Raw genomic sequence first — 19,127 nt, forward strand, 5'->3', positions numbered from 1 at the left:
TCTCGGTCGCGCTTATTATTTATTTGCATGTGCATGCATATTGTTTGCGAAAAGCAAGGTCAACCGCTTTGTGCGCGGATAGCTGCGCACGCTTGTTTCCAGTTGATGCGATAGTCGAGCAACAGGGCCGTTCGCGATGCCACGGATAGACACCAGCGGTCGAGACCGATGTATAAGGCAAGACGTGTGTTTGCGTTTGTTTTGAATCCCTTGGCGGGTTCAGTTTGTGATGAGAGTCAAATATCTCGCAAACTGATTCAACGTCGTCACCCGTTCCGTGAACCACAGCCGGGCCAGATCGCCGGTCGAGGCGAGGTCGATGCCGTCAGGGTCGATGGCGGTGATTGTCCAGCGCCCGGCTTTGGCGCCGGCAAGAACGGCCAGCCGTGATGCTTCAACCTTGATGGCGTTGAGGCGGGCTGCTTCATCCGCTGTCGCCGCCATCAACTCGTCCGCCCCTGACAGATCGGTGCGCAGATCGGCGGCGGTGATATTGCTGGCGTTGCGGGCAGGACCGCCATTGATCTGCACGCCTTCCGTCCGCAGCCGGTAAAACCTTGTATCGGGAAGGGAGAGATAGAGTTTCGCCTTGGGATAACGGGTGATGTAACGCTGTCTGGCGAGCGGCGCGTCATCAGCGTCCATCACTTCCGCCTTGCCCACCAGTGTCAGCCGCGGCAGCGTCAACGCGTCGCCCTTGTTGAAAGGGGCAAGCGTCAGTGAGATGCGCGGATCGGCCTCCATGTTGCGGGCATGCAGCGTCAGGCCCGCCGCGAAGAAGAACGGCGTACCATCTGGCTCGATGCCGATATTGGTCGCGGTCGTATAAGGGTAACCGCTGACCGGATCGAGGGTTGCAAGCGCCGCCGTGCGGGATGTGTGCAGGACATCGCGGGCCACGCGCACGGCCTCGAACGGCGCGCCAGCCGAAGGCTCGATCTTTGCGCCGCGCGGTGTGATGACGGGAAGGGCTGCCTCCGGCATGTCGTTTCCTAACCTGTAAGTGTTAGTCAGGATTTACACCATGCCGGAGCCATGTCCATCACCAAAATCGGAGGCCGATATCAGCTCCGGTTTCTGATCTGGGTCAGTGTTCGGGTGGGCGTGATCGCTTCCGGGTCCAGCTTGACCTCGATGATGGCGGGCTTGCCGCTTGCACGCGCACGCTCAAAAGCGGCGGCGAAGTCTTCGGTTTTTTCGACCGTTTCGCCGTGGCCGCCATAGGCTTTCGCAAAGGCTTCGAAATCTGGATTGACGAGATCGGTGCCGCTGACGCGGCCGGGATATTCCCGTTCCTGATGCATGCGGATCGTGCCGTAGGTGCCGTTATTGACCAGCACGGTGATGATCGGCAGGCCATACCGCACGGCGGTGATGAATTCCTGCCCATGCATCATGAAGCAGCCATCCCCAGCAAAGCAGATCACCTCCCGCTCGGGGAAGAGGTGCTTGGCGGCAACTGCAGCCGGCAAGCCGTAACCCATCGAGCCTGAGGTCGGCGCAGATTGCGTGTTGAAGCGGCGGAAACGGTGGAAGCGGTGCACCCAGGTGGCATAATTGCCCGCACCATTGGTGAAGATCGCATCATCAGGCACATTGGCCTCGATCCAGTCCATGATCGGACCCATCTGCACTGTGCCGGGGCCGGTCTGCGGCGGTGTCGACCATTTCAGATAGGCGTCGTGCATGGCGGCCGTGCGATCCGCCCATGCGGCATTGGCCGAAAGCGTGACGGCGGAAAGGGCGGCGACGAAATCCTCCGGCGAAGCGCAGATGGCGAGATCGGGACGATAGACGCGGCCAAGCTCTTCGGCTTCCGGATAGACATGGACGAGTTTCTGTGACGGGTAGGGAATGTCGAGCAGGGTGTAACCGGAGGAGGGCATTTCGGAGAGGCGACCGCCGAGCAGCACCACGAGGTCGGCTTCCTTGATTTCCTTCGCCAAGGCCGGGTTGATGCCGATGCCGACATCGCCCGCGTAAGAGTGGCTGAGATGATCGAACAGCATCTGGCGGCGGAAGGAACAGCCGACCGGTAGTTTGTTCTTTTCCGCAAATGCCTTGAAGCTTGCGACACTTTGCTCCGACCAGCGTGTGCCGCCGATGATGAAGATGGGCCGCTTGGCCTCGCCCAGCATTTTCGAGAAGGCGGCGATCTGCGACGGACCGGGATGCGCTTCCACAGGCGTATAGGGTTTTGCCTCGGGCGCTTCGACCTCTTCCACCAACATGTCTTCGGGCAATGTCAGAACGACCGGGCCGGGGCGGCCGGAGGTGGCGACGGCGAAGGCGCGGGTGACGAATTCCGGAATGCGGCGCGCATCGTCGATCTCGCCCACCCATTTGGCAAATTCGGTGAAGGCGCGACGGTATTCCACCTCCTGAAACGCCTCGCGCTCGCGGGCTTCGCGCTGCACCTGGCCGATGAACAGGATCATCGGAATGGAATCCTGCCGTGCAATGTGCAGGCCGGCCGAGGCGTTGGTCGCGCCCGGACCACGCGTTACCATGCAGATGCCGGGTTCGCCCGTCAGCCGGCCCCATGTGTCGGCCATCATGGCGGCGCCGCCTTCCTGGCGGCAGACCACGGTCTCGATGCCGCTTTCATAAAGCGCATCCAGCACCGCCAGATAGCTTTCGCCCGGAACACAGGAAACGCGGGAGACGCCATTGGCTTTCAGCGCTTCGACGATCAGTTCTCCACCGGTTCTCTTCATGGCGTCGTATTCCTTTCGATGGTTTCCAGTTCGGCCAGCACTTGCGCCTGATGTTCGCCAAGCTTTGGACTGGGGCGTTCGTATTGCAATGGTGTTTGCGACAGCACGATGGGGGTGCGTACGCCGGGAATGACGGTGCCGTCTTCCGTTTCAAGGTCAACGCGTAAAGCCCGCGCCTGAATTTGCGGATCGGCGAACATGTCTTCGATGGAGTTGATCGGCCCGGCCGGCACGGCATTCTGTTCGCAGGCGGTCAGAAGATCGCGCTTCTGCCATTTCAGTGTCTCGGTGGAAACGATCTGCCGCACCTCTGCCTTATGCGCCACGCGCGCCTTGTTGGTGGCGAAACGTTCGTCATCGGCGGCGGCCTCAATGCCGAGGATCTTGCAGAGGCGGCGGAACTGGCCGTCATTGCCGACCGCGAGGATCAGGAAACCATCTTCTGTCGGCATCACCTCATACGGCGAAATGTTCGGATGGGCGTTGCCGAGCCTGACGGGGGCCTTGCCGGAAATCAGGTAGTTCATGTTCTGGTTGGCGAGCACGGCCGATTGTACATCGAGCAGCGCCATATCGATCTGCTGACCCTCGCCGGTGCGCATGGCGTGGATCAGCGCGGCCTGGATGGCGGTGACGGAATAGATGCCGGTGAAGATATCGGCCACCGCGACACCCGCCTTCATCGGCTGGCCATCCGGCTCGCCTGTTATCGACATGAAACCGGACATGCCCTGCACGATATAGTCGTATCCGGCGAAATCGGCATAAGGCCCGGTCTGGCCGAAGCCGGTGATGGAGCAATAGATCAGCTTCGGATTGAGTACCTTCAGGGTCTCGTAGTCGAGGCCGTATTTGGCAAGCCCGCCGCGCTTGAAATTCTCGATGACGACATCGGCGGTGCGCACGAGGCGACGTACCAGCGCGCAGCCTTCCGGCGTCTTGAGATCGGCGACGATGGAGCGTTTACCGCGATTGGTGGCGTGATAATAGGCGGCGGAGAGGTTTTCGCCATCGGCGCTTTCGACAAAGGGCGGCCCCCATGCGCGGGTGTCGTCGCCGCCCTCAGGGTTTTCGACCTTGATGACATCCGCGCCCATATCGGCCAGCATCTGTCCCGCCCAGGGACCGGCCAGAACACGCGCCAGTTCGATGACGCGAATGCCGGAGAGCGGCGGTTTCCTGTTCGGCATGTCGGTCATCTGTCCCCCGGTATTTTTCTGCTTGCCGGTTTATAGACGTCTCCCCGCATTGCCGCATGTGATTTTATCTCATGGACTTATTCCGTTTCGGCAAAGGCTCGTCAGTTGCCGACGACGCGGCCGCACCAGGCGGCGAAATCCGCGGCCACGGCCTGCCAGCCGATTTCGTTCAGGGTTTCGTGGCGCATACCCCGGTAGATCGTATGTTCGACATGGCTGAAACCCGCTTGCCGGAAGCGTTCGGCAAGCCAGACGATCTCCTTGCCGTTATTGGTGGCGGCGTCCTGATCGCCGCTGACAAGCAAAAGCGGCAGCGTCTTCGGCAGGCGCTCAATGAGCCTCGGTGCGCGATAGGAGAGTTTGAAAACATCCTGCCACAGGGAGACGCTGGCCTCGAACTGGCAAAGCGGGTCCTCCACGTAGGCATCGACAGCCGCCTTGTCGTGGCTCAGCCAGTCCGCAAGGGTGCGCTTTTCCGGCATTCTGGCGTTCCAGGCGCGGAAGGTGGCTTTGGGCAGGATGGCGCTCGGCACATCAGAGCCTTTCAGCATCTTTTCAAGGCGCAGCACGGCCTGCGCTACACGGCCCATGACGCCGGGATTGAGATTGGAATTCCAGATGGACAGGCCATCGAAGGCATCCGGATGGCTGACGGCGGTGTTGAGCGCCACGAGGCCGCCCATGGAATGGCCGAACAGGATCACCGGCAGGCCGGGGTGCCTTTCGCCAACCATCACGCGCATCGCCATGACATCGGCGACGACCTTTTCCACACCGTCCTTCCAGGCGAAACGTCCGATCGGCGCATCCGCCGCTTTCGTGCGGCCATGGCCGCGATGATCGTGGGCGTAGACCTCGAAACCCTGTTTTGCCATGATGTCGGCAAAGCGGCGGTAACGGCCGGCGTGCTCCACAAGGCCGTGGCAGATCATCAGCACGCCGCGCGCCGGGGAAAGGGCGGAGGGCTGGTGGCGAAAGGCGATGGATGCGCCGGAAGGGGCGTCGAGCCTCTCAATCCGGCTGAACGTCAAGTCGTCCGTCGTCTCATTCATGATTGCGCCTGTCTCCACCATGGTGTCCCTTGTCATAATCATGGGGTCATAATCGTGCCAGAGGTTGCCCCAAGGTCCTATTTACCCTACATAGCGGCAAATTTCCCGATACGTACTCTTTAAAATCCGATGTGGAGCATTCGCTACAATGGCACGTCAATTCATCTATCACATGGCCGGGCTGAACAAGTCCTACGGCGCGAAGAAGGTTCTGGAGAACGTCCATCTCTCCTTCTACCCCGATGCGAAGATCGGTATTCTCGGCCCGAACGGCGCCGGCAAGTCGACCGTTTTGAAAATCATGGCTGGTCTCGACAAGGAATATACCGGTGAGGCCTGGCTCGCCGAGGGCGCGACGCTCGGTTATCTCGAGCAGGAGCCGAAGCTCGACGAAAACAAGACCGTGATGGAAAACGTCATGGAAGGCGTGGCGAAAAAGACGGCGATCGTCGACCGCTACAACGAATTGATGATGAACTATTCCGACGAAACGGCGGATGAGGGCGCAAAGCTTCAGGACATGATCGACAGCCAGAACCTGTGGGATCTGGAAAATCAGGTCGAAATGGCCATGGACGCCCTGCGCTGCCCGCCCGGCGACTCGGCCGTAACCGGCCTTTCGGGCGGTGAGCGCCGCCGCGTGGCGCTTTGCAAGCTGCTGCTTTCGCAGCCTGACCTGCTGCTGCTCGACGAACCGACCAACCATCTTGATGCCGAAACCATCGCCTGGCTCGAAAAGCACCTGCGCGACTATCCCGGCGCCGTGATGATGATCACCCACGATCGCTACTTCCTCGACAACGTCACCGGCTGGATTCTCGAACTCGACCGCGGCCGCGGCATTCCCTACGAAGGCAACTATTCCGCCTATCTGCAGGCAAAAGCCAAGCGCATGCAGCAGGAATCCCGTGAAGACGCCTCGCGCCAGAAGGCCATCAGCCGCGAACAGGAATGGATCGCTTCCAGCCCCAAGGCTCGCCAGACGAAGTCCAAGGCGCGTATCCGCGCTTATGACGAACTGGTGGAAGCCGCTGAAAATCGCCGTCCCGGCGACGCGCAGATCGTTATCCCGGTCGCCGAGCGTCTCGGCCGCGTCGTTATCGAAGCGGAAAACCTCACCAAGTCCTATGGTGATCGGGTTCTGATCGAAAACCTCACCTTCAAGCTGCCTCCGGGCGGCATCGTTGGCGTCATCGGCCCGAACGGTGCGGGTAAGACCACGCTGTTTCGCATGATCACCGGTCAGGAAAAGCCGGATAGCGGTTCGGTAACTGTCGGTGAGACGGTGCAGCTCGGTTATGTCGACCAGAGCCGGGATACGCTGGCGGGTGACAAGACTGTCTGGGAGGAAATCTCCGGCGGTAACGACATCATCAAGCTCGGCAAGTTCGAGGTCAATTCGCGCGCCTATTGCGGCGCCTTCAACTTCAAGGGCGGCGATCAGCAGCAGAAGGTCGGCAATCTTTCCGGCGGTCAGCGCAACCGTGTGCACCTTGCCAAGATGCTGAAGGCGGGCGGCAACGTGCTGCTGCTCGACGAACCGACCAACGACCTTGATACGGAAACGCTTGCAGCACTCGAAGAAGCGCTGGAAGCCTTCGCCGGTTGCGCCGTTATCATCAGCCACGATCGCATGTTCCTCGACCGTCTGGCCACCCACATCCTCGCTTTCGAGGGTGACAGCCATGTGGAATGGTTCGAAGGCAACTTCGAAGACTACGAAAAGGACAAGGTCCGCCGTCTCGGCCCGGAAAGCATCAAGCCCGGCCGCGTCAGCTACAAGCGCCTGACGCGCTGATCCTTTTCCCGCATTCCTTCGGAAAGGCCCGCCCAAAAGCGGGCCTTTTTCCATGCAATAAATCGGGCTGAAGGGACGTGCGCGGCAAATTGCGCTTGCATCTGATGCTGCATCGACATAAAGATATCTTTATATGTTGATTAGCTTGCGAGGTGCAACAGACGTGGCGTTCGGTTTGGACAAATTGGTGGATCTCTTGAAGGCGGCCGGCGAACCGACGCGCTTTCGTTTGCTGGCGCTTCTGGCGGCCGGCGATTTGACCGTCACCGATCTTACCGAAATTCTCGGCCAGTCGCAGCCCCGTATCTCCCGTCATCTCAAGCTTTTGACGGAAGAGGGTCTGATCGAGCGTTATCAGGAAGGCGCCTGGGCCTATTTCCGCCTGCGGCAGGATGGCGAGCCCGCCGTTGTCGTCAGGCAACTGCTTGGCGCCGCATCGCCCTCTGACGCCGTTCTCCAGCGTGACAGCGAACGTCTTGCCACCGTCAAGCGGGTGCGGGCTGAGCGGGCGCAGGATTATTTCAGCCGCAATGCTTCCGCCTGGGACGAGTTGCGCCGCCTGCATGTCAGCGACGAGGCCGTGGAAGGCGCGCTGCTGAAGCTGGTGGGAACCACTCCGATCGATCTCGCTTCTCGATCTCGGTACCGGCACTGGCCGCATCCTGCAGCTTCTGAGCGGCATCTATCGCCGTGCGATCGGGGTCGATGCCAGCCGCGACATGTTGTCGGTGGCGCGCGCCAATCTCGACAAGGCGGGCGTGGGCAATGCATCGGTGCGCCATGGCGATATTCTCAACCTGCCGCTGGAAGGCCAGGATTTCGACCTGATCGTCATCCATCAGGTCCTGCATTTTCTCGACCAGCCGGAGATCGCGCTTTCCGAAGCCGCACGCATGCTGCGTCCCGGCGGCCGGTTGATCGTGATCGATCTTGCGCCGCATTCCTTCGAACATCTTCGCGACGAGCATGCGCATATCAGGCTCGGATTTTCGCATCCGCTGATGGAAGAGTGGCTGAAGAAGGCCGGGCTTTCTCTGGACCGTGCCGTCGATCTTCATTCTGAACGGGCGTCCCACGAATCTCTTGACGTCACGATATGGGTTGCCCGCGACCAGCGGCTGCTGATGGCAGACGATGTGGTGCAAGAGGCCGTTTTACTTGGCTCCAGGAGGGCATGATATGTTGAGGTCGGAAACCGCGCGCCGCGATGGCGATATCCGCTTATCTTTCGAGTTCTTTCCGCCCAAGAATCCCGAGATGGAAACCCAGCTCTGGGAAACTGTTGCCGAGCTGAAAAAATGGGATCCGGATTTCGTGTCCGTCACCTATGGCGCTGGTGGTTCCACCAAGGCGCCGACGCTGGATGCGGTGCGCCGGATGATCGGTGACAGCCATCTGTCGACTGCGGCGCATCTGACCTGCGTGGATGCCAGCCGTGACGACGTGCATCAGGTCGTTGAAGAGTTTCGCAATGCCGGCGTTCGCCATTTCGTGGCGCTGCGCGGCGACCCTCGACCGGCATCGGCACGGACTACAGGCCGCATCCGCAAGGTTACGAGAATGCCGCCGCATTGGTGAAGGGGTTGCGCGAGATCAGCGATTTCGAGGTATCCGTTTCGGCCTATCCCGAAAAGCATCCCGAGAGCGCCAGCGATGCGGTCGATATCGATATGCTGAAGCGCAAGGCGGATAACGGCGCGACGCGTGCACTGACGCAGTTCTTCTTCGATAACGACGTATTCGAGCGTTATATGGAGCGGGTGATAGCTGCGGGCATCACCATTCCGGTGGTTCCGGGCATCATGCCGATCCAGAACCTGACCCAGCTCAAGCGTTTTGCCGGTCGTTGCGGCACCAGCGTTCCCGGTTTTCTGGATGAGCGTTTTGCGGGTTATGACGATGACCTCGAAGGGCGTGCCCGCGTGGCGGCGGAAGTTGCCGCCGAGCAGATCGCCGATCTGCAGCGGCGTGGTGTCAACGAGTTCCATCTCTACACCATGAACCGTGCGCCTCTGGTCGACGCGGTGCTTGAAAATCTCGGGCTGGAGCGTCTGCGCCGCAGCGCCGCCTGATCTCAGATATTCTATTTACGACATGAAAAAAGCGCAGGCCCGGTAGGACCTGCGCTTTTCTAAATTGTGTCATCTACGGTTCTTATCTGCGTTTGGTCTTCACGTCTCGTCAGATGAAAAGCATCATCGCTACGAACAAAAACGCCAAACCGACTGCCAAGGCATTGAGAGATTTTGTAAGTCCCATGGGTGCCTCCTGTTGTTGACAGGTTCGATAATATGACCGTTTTGTGGCAGTTGAAAAGCGGTTTCTGTGATGCGGTGCAACATGCTTTGCGACCGGTTAAAAAAGTAACTTCTGTAATACGTTGAAAATAAAAGATTATTTTTCTATCACGCAGTGCTTCATATCTTTAAAAAAAGTAAATGACCGGGGTGTTATCCCCAGTCATCTGGTCGAGATTAACAGATTATGCCTTGATTCCGGCCGATAGATTAAGGGCCGGAGGACGCCGTTAAGATTGCTTAAAGCGCCTGGAGAAGTGTCTGGGAAGGCCAACCGTCCGCCGGGATTCCCAGCCGCTGCTGTTCCTTCTGAATGGCGATGCGGGTGCCGGAACCGAGAATGCCATCCACCTTGCCGACATTGTGTCCGTGCGCTTCGAGCTTGGTCTGAAGCTCTTTCATGGTTGCGTCATCGAAACCCGGCTCGGGATTGCCCTTGTTATAGACGGGGGCGCCCATCAGGCGGTTGGCGAAATAGGCAGCCGAGGTCGTGTAGATGAACGACTGGTTCCATTCCAGATAGATGTTGAAGTTGGGATAGGTGATGAAGGTCGGTCCCTTGCGGCCCTGCGGCATGATGAGGGCTGCGGGCAGGGAGGCAAAGTTTTTGTTGCCGTCGCGCGGCGTCACGCCAAGCGCGAACCAGTCGCCGGCGGTCAGCGAACCACCGAGGCCGGATTTTTCCCAGGGCAGGTTTTCCGGCACGGAAACTTCCTGAATCCAGGGTTGGCCCTTCTTGAAGCCGAGGTGCTGGATGAATTTCGCCGCCGTCAGGATCGCATCCGGCGCGCTGCTCTTGACGTTGATATGGCCATCGCCATCACCGTCGACACCAAAGGCGATGATGTCCTTGGGCAGCATCTGCACCTGGCCGATTTCACCGGCCCATGCGCCCGTGTTGGTGGTGGGATCGAGATCGCCGTGCTGGACCATTTCGATGAGAGCCAGCAATTGCGGACGGAAGAGTTCCGGGCGGCGGCAATCGTGCGAGAGGGTCACCAGCGCATTGCGGGTGTTGAAATCGCCCTGAACGGCGCCGAAATCGGTCTCCATGGCCCAGAATGCGGCAATGACACCGGCCGGTACGCCGTATTCGTTTTCGGCGCGGGCAAAGGTCGATGACAGTTCCTGCAGCTTCTTGCGGCCGATATCGAGACGGGCCTGGCTGACGGTGCGCTGGGAGAATTCGAGGAAGGTCTGGCGGAAGACGCCCTGTGCGCGGTCACGCGAAAGCACTTTCGGGTCGATCTGTGCGCCGGCCAGCGCCTTTTCGATGGCGGCAGCTGGAACGCCCTTGGCAACGGCCTCTGCCTTCACACCTTCAAGAAATGCGCCGAGATCGCCGCCGCAGGCAACCTGCTTTGGATCATCAGGCGAGGCCACTGGCGGTGTGGCAAGGGCGGAGCCGGTGGAAAGAAGCGACAAAGCGGCGGCAAAAATGATGCTGCGCGACCGAAAAGTGGGCATGGGAATTTCCTCAATAGGTTGTTATCCCGCTTTACCCATATGTTTGCGACAAAAAAACGGGTCGAGCGATCTGCTGATGCAGAAGAACGCCGATTTTTCGAATGTGTTGCTTCTTCGCCGTTTTATTTGGCGGAAGCGATCCATTTGCGCCAGTTTTTCTCCGTTCCGGCAAAAACATTAATGTCGGTCGGGCCATTGACGCCGGGCACGACACCGGTTGCCGTATATTGCCAGAAGGCCCATTGCCGGTCTTCGTAAATCTTGGCCGGATGGGCAGCGACGGAGCGCACCCAGAAGTGGTAGTTCTTGAACTGGCCGACGAGGTTGTCGCGGTGGAAGTCGACCGAGGTGTAGATGATCGGGCGCTTGCCGTAATGGGCCTCGAGGCGGTCGAGGAACCGCTGCATTTCGGCGCGAACGACGCCGGGGGCAGGGCGTGTCTTGCAGGTGGGGGAGGAGGGGTTCCATTCCACGTCGAGAACCGGCGGCAGGGTGACGGCTTCTTTCGGCACGTTGCTGATGAACCAGTCGGCCTGCGCGTCCGCTGTCGAGCAGAAATAATAGAAATGGTAGGGCGCGTGCAGAATATCCGCCGCCGCCGCACTGCGCCAATGGTCGCCGAATTTCGGGTCGATACGGTCGGAGCCTTCCGTCGCCTTGATGAAGACGAAGGAGACGCCGGATTTGCGCACCGTCCGCCAGTCGACATCGCCATTCCACTTGGACACGTCGATGCCATGGACCTCATGGCGATGCGGGTTGTTCGTGCCGAAATTCTGTGGGTCGGTATCCGCGAATTTGGGCCTGGACACGGATGCGGTTTCAAGCAGGTCATAGCTTGTGGACGTGCAGCCGCTGATCAACAGCAAAGCCGACAATAGTGCCGATAAACGCAGCCGCATTTGAACCCTGATGATTATTGTTGCCCATCCCGCGGCCGCAAAACGACGCACCGCATCTCCCGATTTACCCATAACATGGTAAACAAGCCGTTATGGCAAGGGGCAGCAGCCCTTTTCGGCCTCGCAAGCCGCTGACCAAGAAGCGATTTACGGGCTTTCCGTCCAGAAAAAGTGTCTGAGCGCCCTGTTGCGGGTAAGGGCAAGAATGACGTCTGGTGATGCCTTGCCCGCTTTTGCCAGGGCAAGGCGCTGTACCCCAGAGAATCAGGCGTCGGCCAGGATGCGGCTGACCTTCGGCTGCACCTCGACGACCGGAAGCGTGATGACGGCCCGCCAGGCGTAACCCCTAGCGATTTCCTCGAATTCGAGATTACCGTCAAAACGGCCGGCCATGTTGGCCAGAACGTAGCGGAGATTGGCGCGGGGCGTGACGTGAAAACGGGTGAGCCATGCCTGCAGAAGCGCACGGAACCACTTCGGTAATTGTTCCTGCTGGCCGAAATCGACGATGTGCAGGGAACCACCGGGCTTGAGTGCTGTCAGCGCCTGTTCGATCGCCTTTTCCCAATCCGGTATCATCGACAGCGCATAGGGGATCATGACGCGGTCGAAACCGTCGGACAGGCCGAATTCGGAAGCGCGGAAAGCGGTGGCATCGGCCACCCGCAGAATGGGACGTTCCGCCTTGCCGGTAAAATTCTCGGATGCGGTCAGCAGCATTTCGGCGGAGATATCGAGGCCGAACAGTCTTGCTTCCGGAAACTTGCGGCTGGCCAGCAGCAGGTTGCGGCCTGTGCCACAGCCGACTTCAAGCAGCGTGCCGCCTTTGGGCACGTCGAGGCCGGAAATGGTCCTGTCGCGGCCAAGAAGGTAATATTTGCGGGTGATATCGTAGATATGCCGCTGGTGCCGATACATGCGATCCATCAGGCCCGCATGTGCAACATCTGCAAGGCCTACATTCTCGCCAACGGTTTTCATGCCAGAGCCCTCTGATAGATATGGAAACCGCCGTAGATGGCCGAACGGTCCAGGGCATTAAGCTCATTGGAGCGTTCTTCGAGATAGACCCACTGATTGCGGATATCGGCCGAGAGCCGGCCTTCGATCACGCTCTTTTCGGCAGCGGTGCGGAAGATGACGCGGGCGCCGGGAGCGGCGGTGCGGCTGATCTGTGACCACAATTCGTTGAGCTGTACGTCCGTCATCCAGTCCTGCGCGTCGAGGAGAATGTAGCGGTCGACGCCGTTTGCCGGCTTCTTGGAAAGAAGCTCGGTATAGGTGGCGTGATGCACAGCAACGCGGGCGGTGTTGTTGCGGATCGTCTCGTAATATTCCGGCTTGAGATAGGCGGGCAGGGCACCCTCATGCGGCTCGGGATAACGGCGCGCGAAGGCCTGCCAGGCGAAATAATTGTCGCTGAGCGGGAAATTGCAGGCGAGCTTCTCCAGCCGCTCCTTGAGCACGGAGGCAACCGTGCCGTCGTCGGAAAGGCTTGCCAGCTCGTCATATTGACGGGGCGGAATGCCGAGGCCGAACAGCGAGCTTTTGCGCTTCGTCAGCCAGCGCACCACCGGCTTGTCGAACAGCGGTGCGACCTTGCTGTCGAAAAACTGGCGCTGTTCGTCCAGCGTGCGGCTATTGGCCATTTCCGTCAGCTTGACGCCGTGCAGGCGGGCCATCAGGTGGCCGGCACCGATGAAACGGCCAAGCAGGCCGGTGCGGTAGATGTTCCTGTCGAACACAGAGATGCGGCGGCGGCCGGAAAGGGTGCGCTTCGACCAGTAGGCCTTGGTCGTGTCGTCGAGATGGTCGGCGATGAAACGGTCGTAGCCAGGGCTGTTGCTGCGCGTATTGGCGCGGCCGAATTGCCGCACGACATCCTGATGGGCAGGAAGGTGGCGGAACGCGGCAAGCTTCAGCTTGTTGAGGGCGATGTGGTGCGGATTGAGATCCACCACATCGATGCTGGCCGGGTTGCGGGAGAGATAGGCCAGCATGTTGCAGCCGCCCGAACCGATGGTGACGATGCGGTGGCCTTCGCCAAGCTCCATCGCTTCCATGTCGATCTCAGGGTCTTCCCAGATTTGCGGATAAACCAGACCGGAAAAGAGAACCCCGAAGAACCGTTCGGAAAAACCGCTTTTCGAGAGTGCCTTGTGCTGAAGCAATGCGGACTTCAGTTTCGTGTTCTTGCCGAAGCCGGTCTTGGGTGCCGCACTCGTCATATGTTCACCTCTCAATAGATTGAGAGGCGTCTACAGTCATGAAGCTACAGTTTGATGACAGGGGCTGTGGGCCGAGGCAACGAATCGAAAAGACGATGGGAAACCATTCGGCGTCTCAGTCTGCCGATAAAACTCTCGTCACACACGACGTCGTCCTCGGGCTTGACCCGAGGATCCATAACCCGTTGAAATTGTGGATCCTCGGGTCAAGCCCGAGGATGACGAAGGGGTGTTTTCGGCGCTTTTCGTCACCAATATCGAGAAATAGCTTGGATTTGGGCGGCATTCCCGGCGCGGCGCGAGGCGATCACTTCCGCAGAACGTGCAGCATGCCCTTGCGCTTGGCGTCGTAATAATAACCGCGTGCATAAAGCCGGACCGCATTGTCCCGGTTGTTGTCGGCAACGAGCCATGCGCCGCGCAGATATTTGACGGCATATTTGAGGTTGGTTTCGGCATCGAACAGGCCCGACGCCGGGCCATCGAAGCCCATGGAGCGGGCCGTGGCATGCTTGATCTGCATCAGGCCGAAGTGGCCGCCATTATAGGCACCGGGATTGTATCTGCTTTCACGCTGCACCACGCGATGCACCAGATCTTCCGGCACATTATACATGACGGCGTATTTCGAAATCAGCCCACTCAGCTTTTCGCGGCCGGCCGGCGCTGATTTGTACGGCGCCGTCATCGTTTCATTCTGACGAATAGCGGCAAGCGCGGCATTGGTCGGGCCGGCGGCATAGGCCAGAACCGTGCTGTCCGGCTTCGGCAGGGGAATGACTTTCCGTTCCGCCGTCAGTTCGGTGCCGAGCGACGGGGTGCCGGGCGGCGGCGGTGCGGGCGGGAAGCTGCCCTTGACGGCAACCACCTGCGGCAGGTCGGCGGCGGAGGCATGCGCTGCCGGTTTCGCTGCGGCGCTCGCGGTTTCGATCGCAGTGGCTGCCGGCGTTGCGGCGTGTGATGCAAGAGCTGCAGCCGTTGTCGGCGCTGCTGTCGTCACCGAAGCCTGTGCGACCTCGGTCTGTTGTAGATGCGGCTGCATCTGCGTGGGGCTTGCCACTGCTGCGGCGATTTCGGATGCCGGTGGCAGGACCACGCGGCCACCCTTGACGGCGGCAACGTTGGGAAGCGATGCGGGCTGGGAAGAGGTTGCCACGTCAGTGGCGTGTGCTGCCGGTGCGGCTGCGGCCACGCCCGCCGGAGTTTCAGTCGTTCCCGGCTGTGCTGCGGCCTGCGTCGGTGCCGTGTGGTTGACAGTTGCGATTTTCGGGCCGTCCGGCCCATCCTTTGCGGCATATTCGACGCTGGTACAGCCGGCCAACGCCAATGCTAGACCCACGGTGGAAGACAGAAGAAGTGCGCTTCTTCCGCGGAATTTTGCCGAATTTCGCATGTTGCCGCCTTCGTTATGCCTGTCTTTCGATACCCCCGCGTCGAGCGAAGCAGGCAGTGTCCCGTCGAGCCTTCATTAACCTATTGTAAGGATAGCGGCAAGCCGGGACGTGGCGCCCCGGCTTTCAGGTGGTTTTTCAGGCCGCGATGCGCCTGTATCCGGCGCTGACGGCGCGGCCGGAAATGAAGTGAGTACGGTATTTCGGGCGGATTTTTTTGTTGCCGGACATGCGGCGCACCAGCGCCAGCGTGGAACCGGCAAAAAGGGCCTGAACGGCCAGAATCACAAGCGCCAGCAACAGGATTGCGGCCTGTGCTACGGCGAGCGTTTCGACGGCATTGCCGGAGGTGGAAACGAATTGCGGCAAGAGTGCCAGAAAGAAAGCGAAATAGCGCGGACGCAACGCGGCAACCGCGTAACAATCACGGAAAATACCGCTCCAGGATTTACCCGGCAGATTGTCATTGTCGGCATTGGCCGCCTGGGCGGCCGGCGTTGCGAAGGTCCACAACAGGAAAAGAATCAGCCAGCCGATTCCTGCCCATTGGATGATTTCCACAAAGGAATGCGGCAAATAAGCCAAGCCGGCCACGGGAATGGCCGAAATCGTCATGGCCGTGACGATGCCGAGCGCACCGCCGCTGACGGAAGCGAAGACCGTCTTTCTGCCGCGAACGCCGGCATAGGAGGCGACAGAGAATACAAGGGGAGAGGGAAGTGCGAACACTAGGGCACATGCTGCACAAAAAACCAGCCAGGCCTGTCCAGACATTCTCTTCCTCCTTGCCCTCCCTGTCACCGCGTCCTTTAGCCTATCGTAAAATTAGGCCGCTGTGAACGGTTGACCGACGTGTTCCATCACTTCGGTAAACCATTTTGCAGAAAGGTCGAAATGCTTTCCGCCCTTGATACGCGGAAACTCGATGGTCCGCAATTTGCCCTTCTGGTCTTCGTCATGGCCGGTGACGCCTGACACCTTGTTGAGCGCACTTTCAACGGCCAGATCGACCATGCCCTGGATGAGGCGCAGGTCGTCGCCATTGGCAGGAGCGGAGCGGGCGAAATAGCCTGACTTCTGCACCATGGAGCGTTCGGCACCGATGAGGCCGGCAAACTGCTTCTGGAACCAGCCGCCGACATTGATGGTGTCGATCTTCACATGGCCGAAGGCATCGCGCTTGACGGCTTCACCGGAGGCTTCGCGTTCGGCAACGATCGAATCAAGGCCCGCACCTTCGGAAACGAACAGCGTGACATAGCCATGTTTGTCCATGATCGCCTTCAGGCGTTCGGCTTCCGCTTCGATGTCGAAGGCCATTTCCGGCAGGTAGATGCCGTCTATGTTCTTCATCTGCGTGTTCATCATCAGGCCTTCGACATATTCATTGCCGTTGGTCTTCTGGATGTAGGCGCGGGCGGTGGCAGCCGTCAGCCAGCCGCAATGGCGGCCCATGACTTCGTGGATGACGAAGGTCTTCGGCGCAGCGCTCTGTTCGTTGCTGACGTTATCGAAGAAGGAAGCGCCCACTTCGGCGGCTGTCCATGCGCCCAGCGACTGCCTGATCGGAACCACGTCGTTGTCCACCGTCTTCGGCAGGCCAACGACCGTTAGGTCGTAACCATTGGCGCCGAGATAGGCGGCAAGGTCGGCGGCCGTCGTGTTGGTGTCGTCTCCACCGATGGTGTGGAGAATGGTGATACCGTCGCTGGCCAGCCGTTCGGCGGCCACACGCAGCGGATTTTCACCCTCTTTCACCAGTCCGCGCTTGGCGCAATCGGCGGCATTGGTGAGCTTGACGCGGCTGTTACCGATCGGCGATCCGCCATAGCGGTGCAGCAGATGCGCCTTTTCGCGCATGTCCTTGGTGATCTCGATCCGGTCACCGAGAAGCACGCCCTGATAACCCGAGCGATAAGCCACGATGTCGATATCAGGCGCAACGTCGCTATAACGCTCGATCAGGCCGCCAACGGCCGAAGAGAGACAGGGAGCAAGGCCACCCGCGGTCAGCATTGCGACTTTCTGTTTGGCCATCATGGCTCTCCTTTTTGCATATACTCAAAGACATGTCTGACAAATGGATGCGACAGCCGCGTGTAGGTGTAAAGTGAATTTATCAAGAAAAACGGCAATTTCTCGCGGTTTTTCAGCGGCTTGACGAAAGAAGCCGAATATAATCGTTTCAATCCGTTTGGTAGGCCGCATCGTCTGCGTCATCTGTGGAAAACCGCGTCCACCCCGCTTTCCGCTCGCCTGTTCATGAAGCTAAACTGTCGCAAAGATGAATAAAAGTTAATGCCGCAGGGGTGCCGGGCATATTGCATTCCCGGCCATATGCCGTCATGCTTGCCCGCATGATGTTCGATTTCGCCTGTCTGCATATTTCATCCCTGTGGGAGCGACTGCTCGGCGCGATCGGCGACGCGGCAGGTGGCGCGCTTTCGCGCGTGGTGGAAGCGATCCGCACGCTCTTTGAGGGCGATCCGGAGACCCGCCGCAAGGTTTCCTTCTCCGTAGCCATCATCGCACTTTCCGCCAAGATGGCGAAAGCCGATGGCGTCGTGAACGACGCCGAGGTGCGCGCCTTTAGGCAAATCTTCGATTTTCCGGAAGAAGAAGCCAAGAACGTGGCCCGTCTTTATAATCTCGCGCGTCAGGACGTTGCGGGTTATGAGGCCTATGCGGAGCGTCTTGCCGGTCTTTGCGGTTCCGGCCACGACAATTGCGAGATGCTGGAAAGTGTCATCGACGGCCTGTTCCACATCGCCAAGGCCGATGGGTTGATCCACGAGCGGGAACTGGCCTTCCTCGGGCGTATCGCGGAAATCTTCCATATCACTGAAGATCACTTCGAAACGATCATGGCGCGGCACGTTCACATGGATGGGCGTGACCCCTACCGCGTGCTCGGCGTTTCGCCCTCGGACGACTTTCTGGATATACGCAAGCGTTACCGTTCGCTGGTTGCCGAACACCATCCGGACAAGCTTATTGCGCGGGGCGTTCCGATGGAATTGCATGCCGCCGCGAATGAGCGTATGGCGGCTCTCAATGCCGCCTATGCGGCCATCGAGAAAGAACGCCGCGTCGCATGAGTGAATTTCTGCCGGACTTTAAGGGTGCAGCCGTTGCGCCTTCGCCCAGCCATGGCGAAAGACAGGGTGTGGCAGGCCCGGATATAATTCTCCTGCACTATACCGGCATGAACACGGCCGATGGTGCGCTTTCGTGGCTCTGCAACCCCGAAAGTCAGGTCTCCAGCCACTATTTCATCTTTGAGGACGGCCGCGTCGTCCAGCTGGTTCCGGAAACCCGCCGTGCCTGGCATGCGGGTAAAAGCACATGGGCGGGGGAGCAAGACATCAACTCCCGCTCCATCGGCATCGAAATCGCCAATCAGGGCCATCCCGGTGGTTTGCCGGAATTTCCGGAAAAACAGATAGCCGCCGTCATCGAATTGTGTCGCGATTGCGGCCAACGGTGGTCTATCGCCCCGGAAAGGGTGCTTGCGCACTCGGATATAGCGCCGATCCGCAAGGTTGATCCAGGCGAAAAATTCCCGTGGGACATCCTGTCGCAGCACGGTGTTGGCCATTGGGTTGAACCCGCGCCGATCCGTGGCGGACGCTTTTTCCAGCGCGGCGATCACGGCCAGCCGGTGGAAGCGCTTCAGTCCATGCTCTCCATTTATGGATATGGCGTTGAAATAACAGGCGCTTATTGCGAGAAAACCGAAGGCGCCGTGGCCGCCTTCCAGCGGCATTTCCGCCCGGCGCTGGTGGATGGCATCGCGGATTTTTCCACGATCGACACGCTGCATCGGCTTATTACCAGTCTTCCGAAATTTTCGGCTGCCTGAACGCGATTTCTGGAAAAACCTTCCCCGTTTCCCGGCGGCTCAAGTCGCTTTTTTTGTCGTGCCACAGTTAATCCGCATTAAAGAAGTTTAAGAGCGGCACTGAATGCGGTGCTGTTCTTCAGGGGAGCTTGCCGTCAATATCAATCAAGGAGACTGGACTGCAGAAGGTCGAAATCGACTTTCCGCGCACTGGACATTTGTATCGTTTCATTGT

At 59.4% G+C, this 19,127-nt stretch carries 14 protein-coding genes and 2 pseudogenes; 5 read left to right on the forward strand and 11 right to left on the reverse strand.

Going from position 1 to position 19,127, the window contains the following annotated elements:
• Window positions 1-219: 219 nt before the first annotated feature.
• The 4 genes from RBH10_RS12120 to RBH10_RS12135 form a co-directional block, all read right to left on the reverse strand.
• A complete protein-coding gene (locus RBH10_RS12120) occupies window positions 220-984 on the reverse strand; it encodes a HugZ family protein (protein ID WP_281037038.1) in 765 nt (254 codons plus the stop codon).
• A gap of 80 nt (window positions 985-1,064) precedes the next feature.
• Window positions 1,065-2,717, reverse strand: coding sequence for a thiamine pyrophosphate-binding protein (locus RBH10_RS12125; protein ID WP_281037037.1), 1,653 nt, complete (start codon window positions 2,715-2,717; stop codon window positions 1,065-1,067).
• Complete coding sequence (locus tag RBH10_RS12130) at window positions 2,714-3,916, reverse strand: CaiB/BaiF CoA-transferase family protein (RefSeq protein ID WP_281037036.1); 1,203 nt, start codon at window positions 3,914-3,916, stop codon at window positions 2,714-2,716. Before RBH10_RS12130 ends, RBH10_RS12125 begins: the two co-directional genes overlap by 4 nt.
• A 101-nt stretch (window positions 3,917-4,017) precedes the next feature.
• Complete coding sequence (locus RBH10_RS12135) at window positions 4,018-4,989, reverse strand: lysophospholipase (protein WP_372339802.1); 972 nt, start codon at window positions 4,987-4,989, stop codon at window positions 4,018-4,020.
• 127 nt (window positions 4,990-5,116) lie between these two features.
• Between RBH10_RS12135 and ettA the strand changes: the two genes are divergently transcribed.
• The 3 genes and pseudogenes from ettA to metF all read left to right on the forward strand — a co-directional run bounded on the left by ettA (window position 5,117) and on the right by metF (window position 8,838).
• Window positions 5,117-6,766: an energy-dependent translational throttle protein EttA gene (gene ettA / locus RBH10_RS12140; protein WP_045016818.1), complete on the forward strand. Its 1,650-nt coding sequence runs from the start codon at window positions 5,117-5,119 to the stop codon at window positions 6,764-6,766.
• Between the two features lie 133 nt (window positions 6,767-6,899).
• A pseudogene (locus RBH10_RS12145) lies at window positions 6,900-7,944 on the forward strand (ArsR/SmtB family transcription factor).
• A gap of 1 nt (window position 7,945) precedes the next feature.
• A pseudogene (metF, locus tag RBH10_RS12150) lies at window positions 7,946-8,838 on the forward strand (methylenetetrahydrofolate reductase [NAD(P)H]).
• A gap of 465 nt (window positions 8,839-9,303) precedes the next feature.
• Here metF and RBH10_RS12155 read toward each other — a convergent pair.
• The 7 genes from RBH10_RS12155 to RBH10_RS12185 form a co-directional block, all read right to left on the reverse strand.
• Window positions 9,304-10,530, reverse strand: a complete 1,227-nt coding sequence (locus tag RBH10_RS12155; RefSeq protein WP_281037035.1) for a lytic murein transglycosylase — start codon at window positions 10,528-10,530, stop codon at window positions 9,304-9,306.
• A 122-nt stretch (window positions 10,531-10,652) separates the two neighbouring features.
• A complete protein-coding gene (locus RBH10_RS12160) occupies window positions 10,653-11,432 on the reverse strand; it encodes a GH25 family lysozyme (RefSeq protein ID WP_281037034.1) in 780 nt (259 codons plus the stop codon).
• Window positions 11,433-11,696: 264 nt separating this feature from the next.
• Window positions 11,697-12,413, reverse strand: a complete 717-nt coding sequence (locus tag RBH10_RS12165; RefSeq protein WP_045016828.1) for a class I SAM-dependent methyltransferase — start codon at window positions 12,411-12,413, stop codon at window positions 11,697-11,699.
• Window positions 12,410-13,660: a DUF3419 family protein gene (locus RBH10_RS12170; protein WP_281037033.1), complete on the reverse strand. Its 1,251-nt coding sequence runs from the start codon at window positions 13,658-13,660 to the stop codon at window positions 12,410-12,412. The genes RBH10_RS12165 and RBH10_RS12170 overlap by 4 nt, the downstream gene beginning before the upstream one ends.
• A gap of 307 nt (window positions 13,661-13,967) precedes the next feature.
• Window positions 13,968-15,053 carry a lytic transglycosylase domain-containing protein gene (locus RBH10_RS12175; RefSeq protein WP_281037032.1) on the reverse strand — a complete coding sequence of 362 codons (1,086 nt, stop codon included), beginning with the start codon at window positions 15,051-15,053 and terminating at the stop codon, window positions 13,968-13,970.
• Window positions 15,054-15,189: 136 nt separating this feature from the next.
• Entirely contained in the window at window positions 15,190-15,825 is a 636-nt protein-coding gene (locus RBH10_RS12180; RefSeq protein ID WP_281037031.1) for a LysE family translocator, read from the reverse strand.
• A 51-nt stretch (window positions 15,826-15,876) separates the two neighbouring features.
• Window positions 15,877-17,088, reverse strand: coding sequence for a pyrophosphate--fructose-6-phosphate 1-phosphotransferase (locus RBH10_RS12185; RefSeq protein WP_281037030.1), 1,212 nt, complete (start codon window positions 17,086-17,088; stop codon window positions 15,877-15,879).
• A gap of 320 nt (window positions 17,089-17,408) precedes the next feature.
• Between RBH10_RS12185 and RBH10_RS12190 the strand changes: the two genes are divergently transcribed.
• Together RBH10_RS12190 and RBH10_RS12195 are read left to right on the forward strand one after the other, a co-directional pair.
• Window positions 17,409-18,149, forward strand: coding sequence for a DnaJ family molecular chaperone (locus RBH10_RS12190; RefSeq protein WP_281037384.1), 741 nt, complete (start codon window positions 17,409-17,411; stop codon window positions 18,147-18,149).
• Window positions 18,146-18,913 (forward strand): N-acetylmuramoyl-L-alanine amidase, encoded by a 768-nt coding sequence (locus RBH10_RS12195; protein WP_281037029.1) that lies wholly within the window; start codon window positions 18,146-18,148, stop codon window positions 18,911-18,913. Before RBH10_RS12190 ends, RBH10_RS12195 begins: the two co-directional genes overlap by 4 nt.
• The last annotated feature ends 214 nt before the right edge of the window (window positions 18,914-19,127 follow it).

It is taken from the genome of Rhizobium sp. AN73, assembly GCF_030757975.1.
Taxonomy (GTDB): Bacteria; Pseudomonadota; Alphaproteobacteria; order Rhizobiales; family Rhizobiaceae; genus Agrobacterium; species Agrobacterium arsenijevicii.

Excerpts from the sequence above, each read along its gene's own strand:
- RBH10_RS12130 (WP_281037036.1), bottom strand. The coding sequence starts at position 3,916 with ATGACCGACATGCCGAACAGGAAACCGCCGCTCTCCGGCATTCGCGTC.
- RBH10_RS12175 (WP_281037032.1), bottom strand. The coding sequence starts at position 15,053 with ATGCGAAATTCGGCAAAATTCCGCGGAAGAAGCGCACTTCTTCTGTCT.
- RBH10_RS12165 (WP_045016828.1), bottom strand. The coding sequence starts at position 12,413 with ATGAAAACCGTTGGCGAGAATGTAGGCCTTGCAGATGTTGCACATGCG.
- RBH10_RS12190 (WP_281037384.1), top strand. The coding sequence starts at position 17,409 with ATGATGTTCGATTTCGCCTGTCTGCATATTTCATCCCTGTGGGAGCGA.
- RBH10_RS12125 (WP_281037037.1), bottom strand. The coding sequence starts at position 2,717 with ATGAAGAGAACCGGTGGAGAACTGATCGTCGAAGCGCTGAAAGCCAAT.
- RBH10_RS12135 (WP_372339802.1), bottom strand. The coding sequence starts at position 4,989 with ATGGTGGAGACAGGCGCAATCATGAATGAGACGACGGACGACTTGACG.
- RBH10_RS12185 (WP_281037030.1), bottom strand. The coding sequence starts at position 17,088 with ATGGCCAAACAGAAAGTCGCAATGCTGACCGCGGGTGGCCTTGCTCCC.
- RBH10_RS12160 (WP_281037034.1), bottom strand. The coding sequence starts at position 11,432 with ATGCGGCTGCGTTTATCGGCACTATTGTCGGCTTTGCTGTTGATCAGC.
- RBH10_RS12120 (WP_281037038.1), bottom strand. The coding sequence starts at position 984 with ATGCCGGAGGCAGCCCTTCCCGTCATCACACCGCGCGGCGCAAAGATC.
- RBH10_RS12195 (WP_281037029.1), top strand. The coding sequence starts at position 18,146 with ATGAGTGAATTTCTGCCGGACTTTAAGGGTGCAGCCGTTGCGCCTTCG.
- RBH10_RS12180 (WP_281037031.1), bottom strand. The coding sequence starts at position 15,825 with ATGTCTGGACAGGCCTGGCTGGTTTTTTGTGCAGCATGTGCCCTAGTG.
- RBH10_RS12170 (WP_281037033.1), bottom strand. The coding sequence starts at position 13,660 with ATGACGAGTGCGGCACCCAAGACCGGCTTCGGCAAGAACACGAAACTG.
- ettA (WP_045016818.1), top strand. The coding sequence starts at position 5,117 with ATGGCACGTCAATTCATCTATCACATGGCCGGGCTGAACAAGTCCTAC.
- RBH10_RS12155 (WP_281037035.1), bottom strand. The coding sequence starts at position 10,530 with ATGCCCACTTTTCGGTCGCGCAGCATCATTTTTGCCGCCGCTTTGTCG.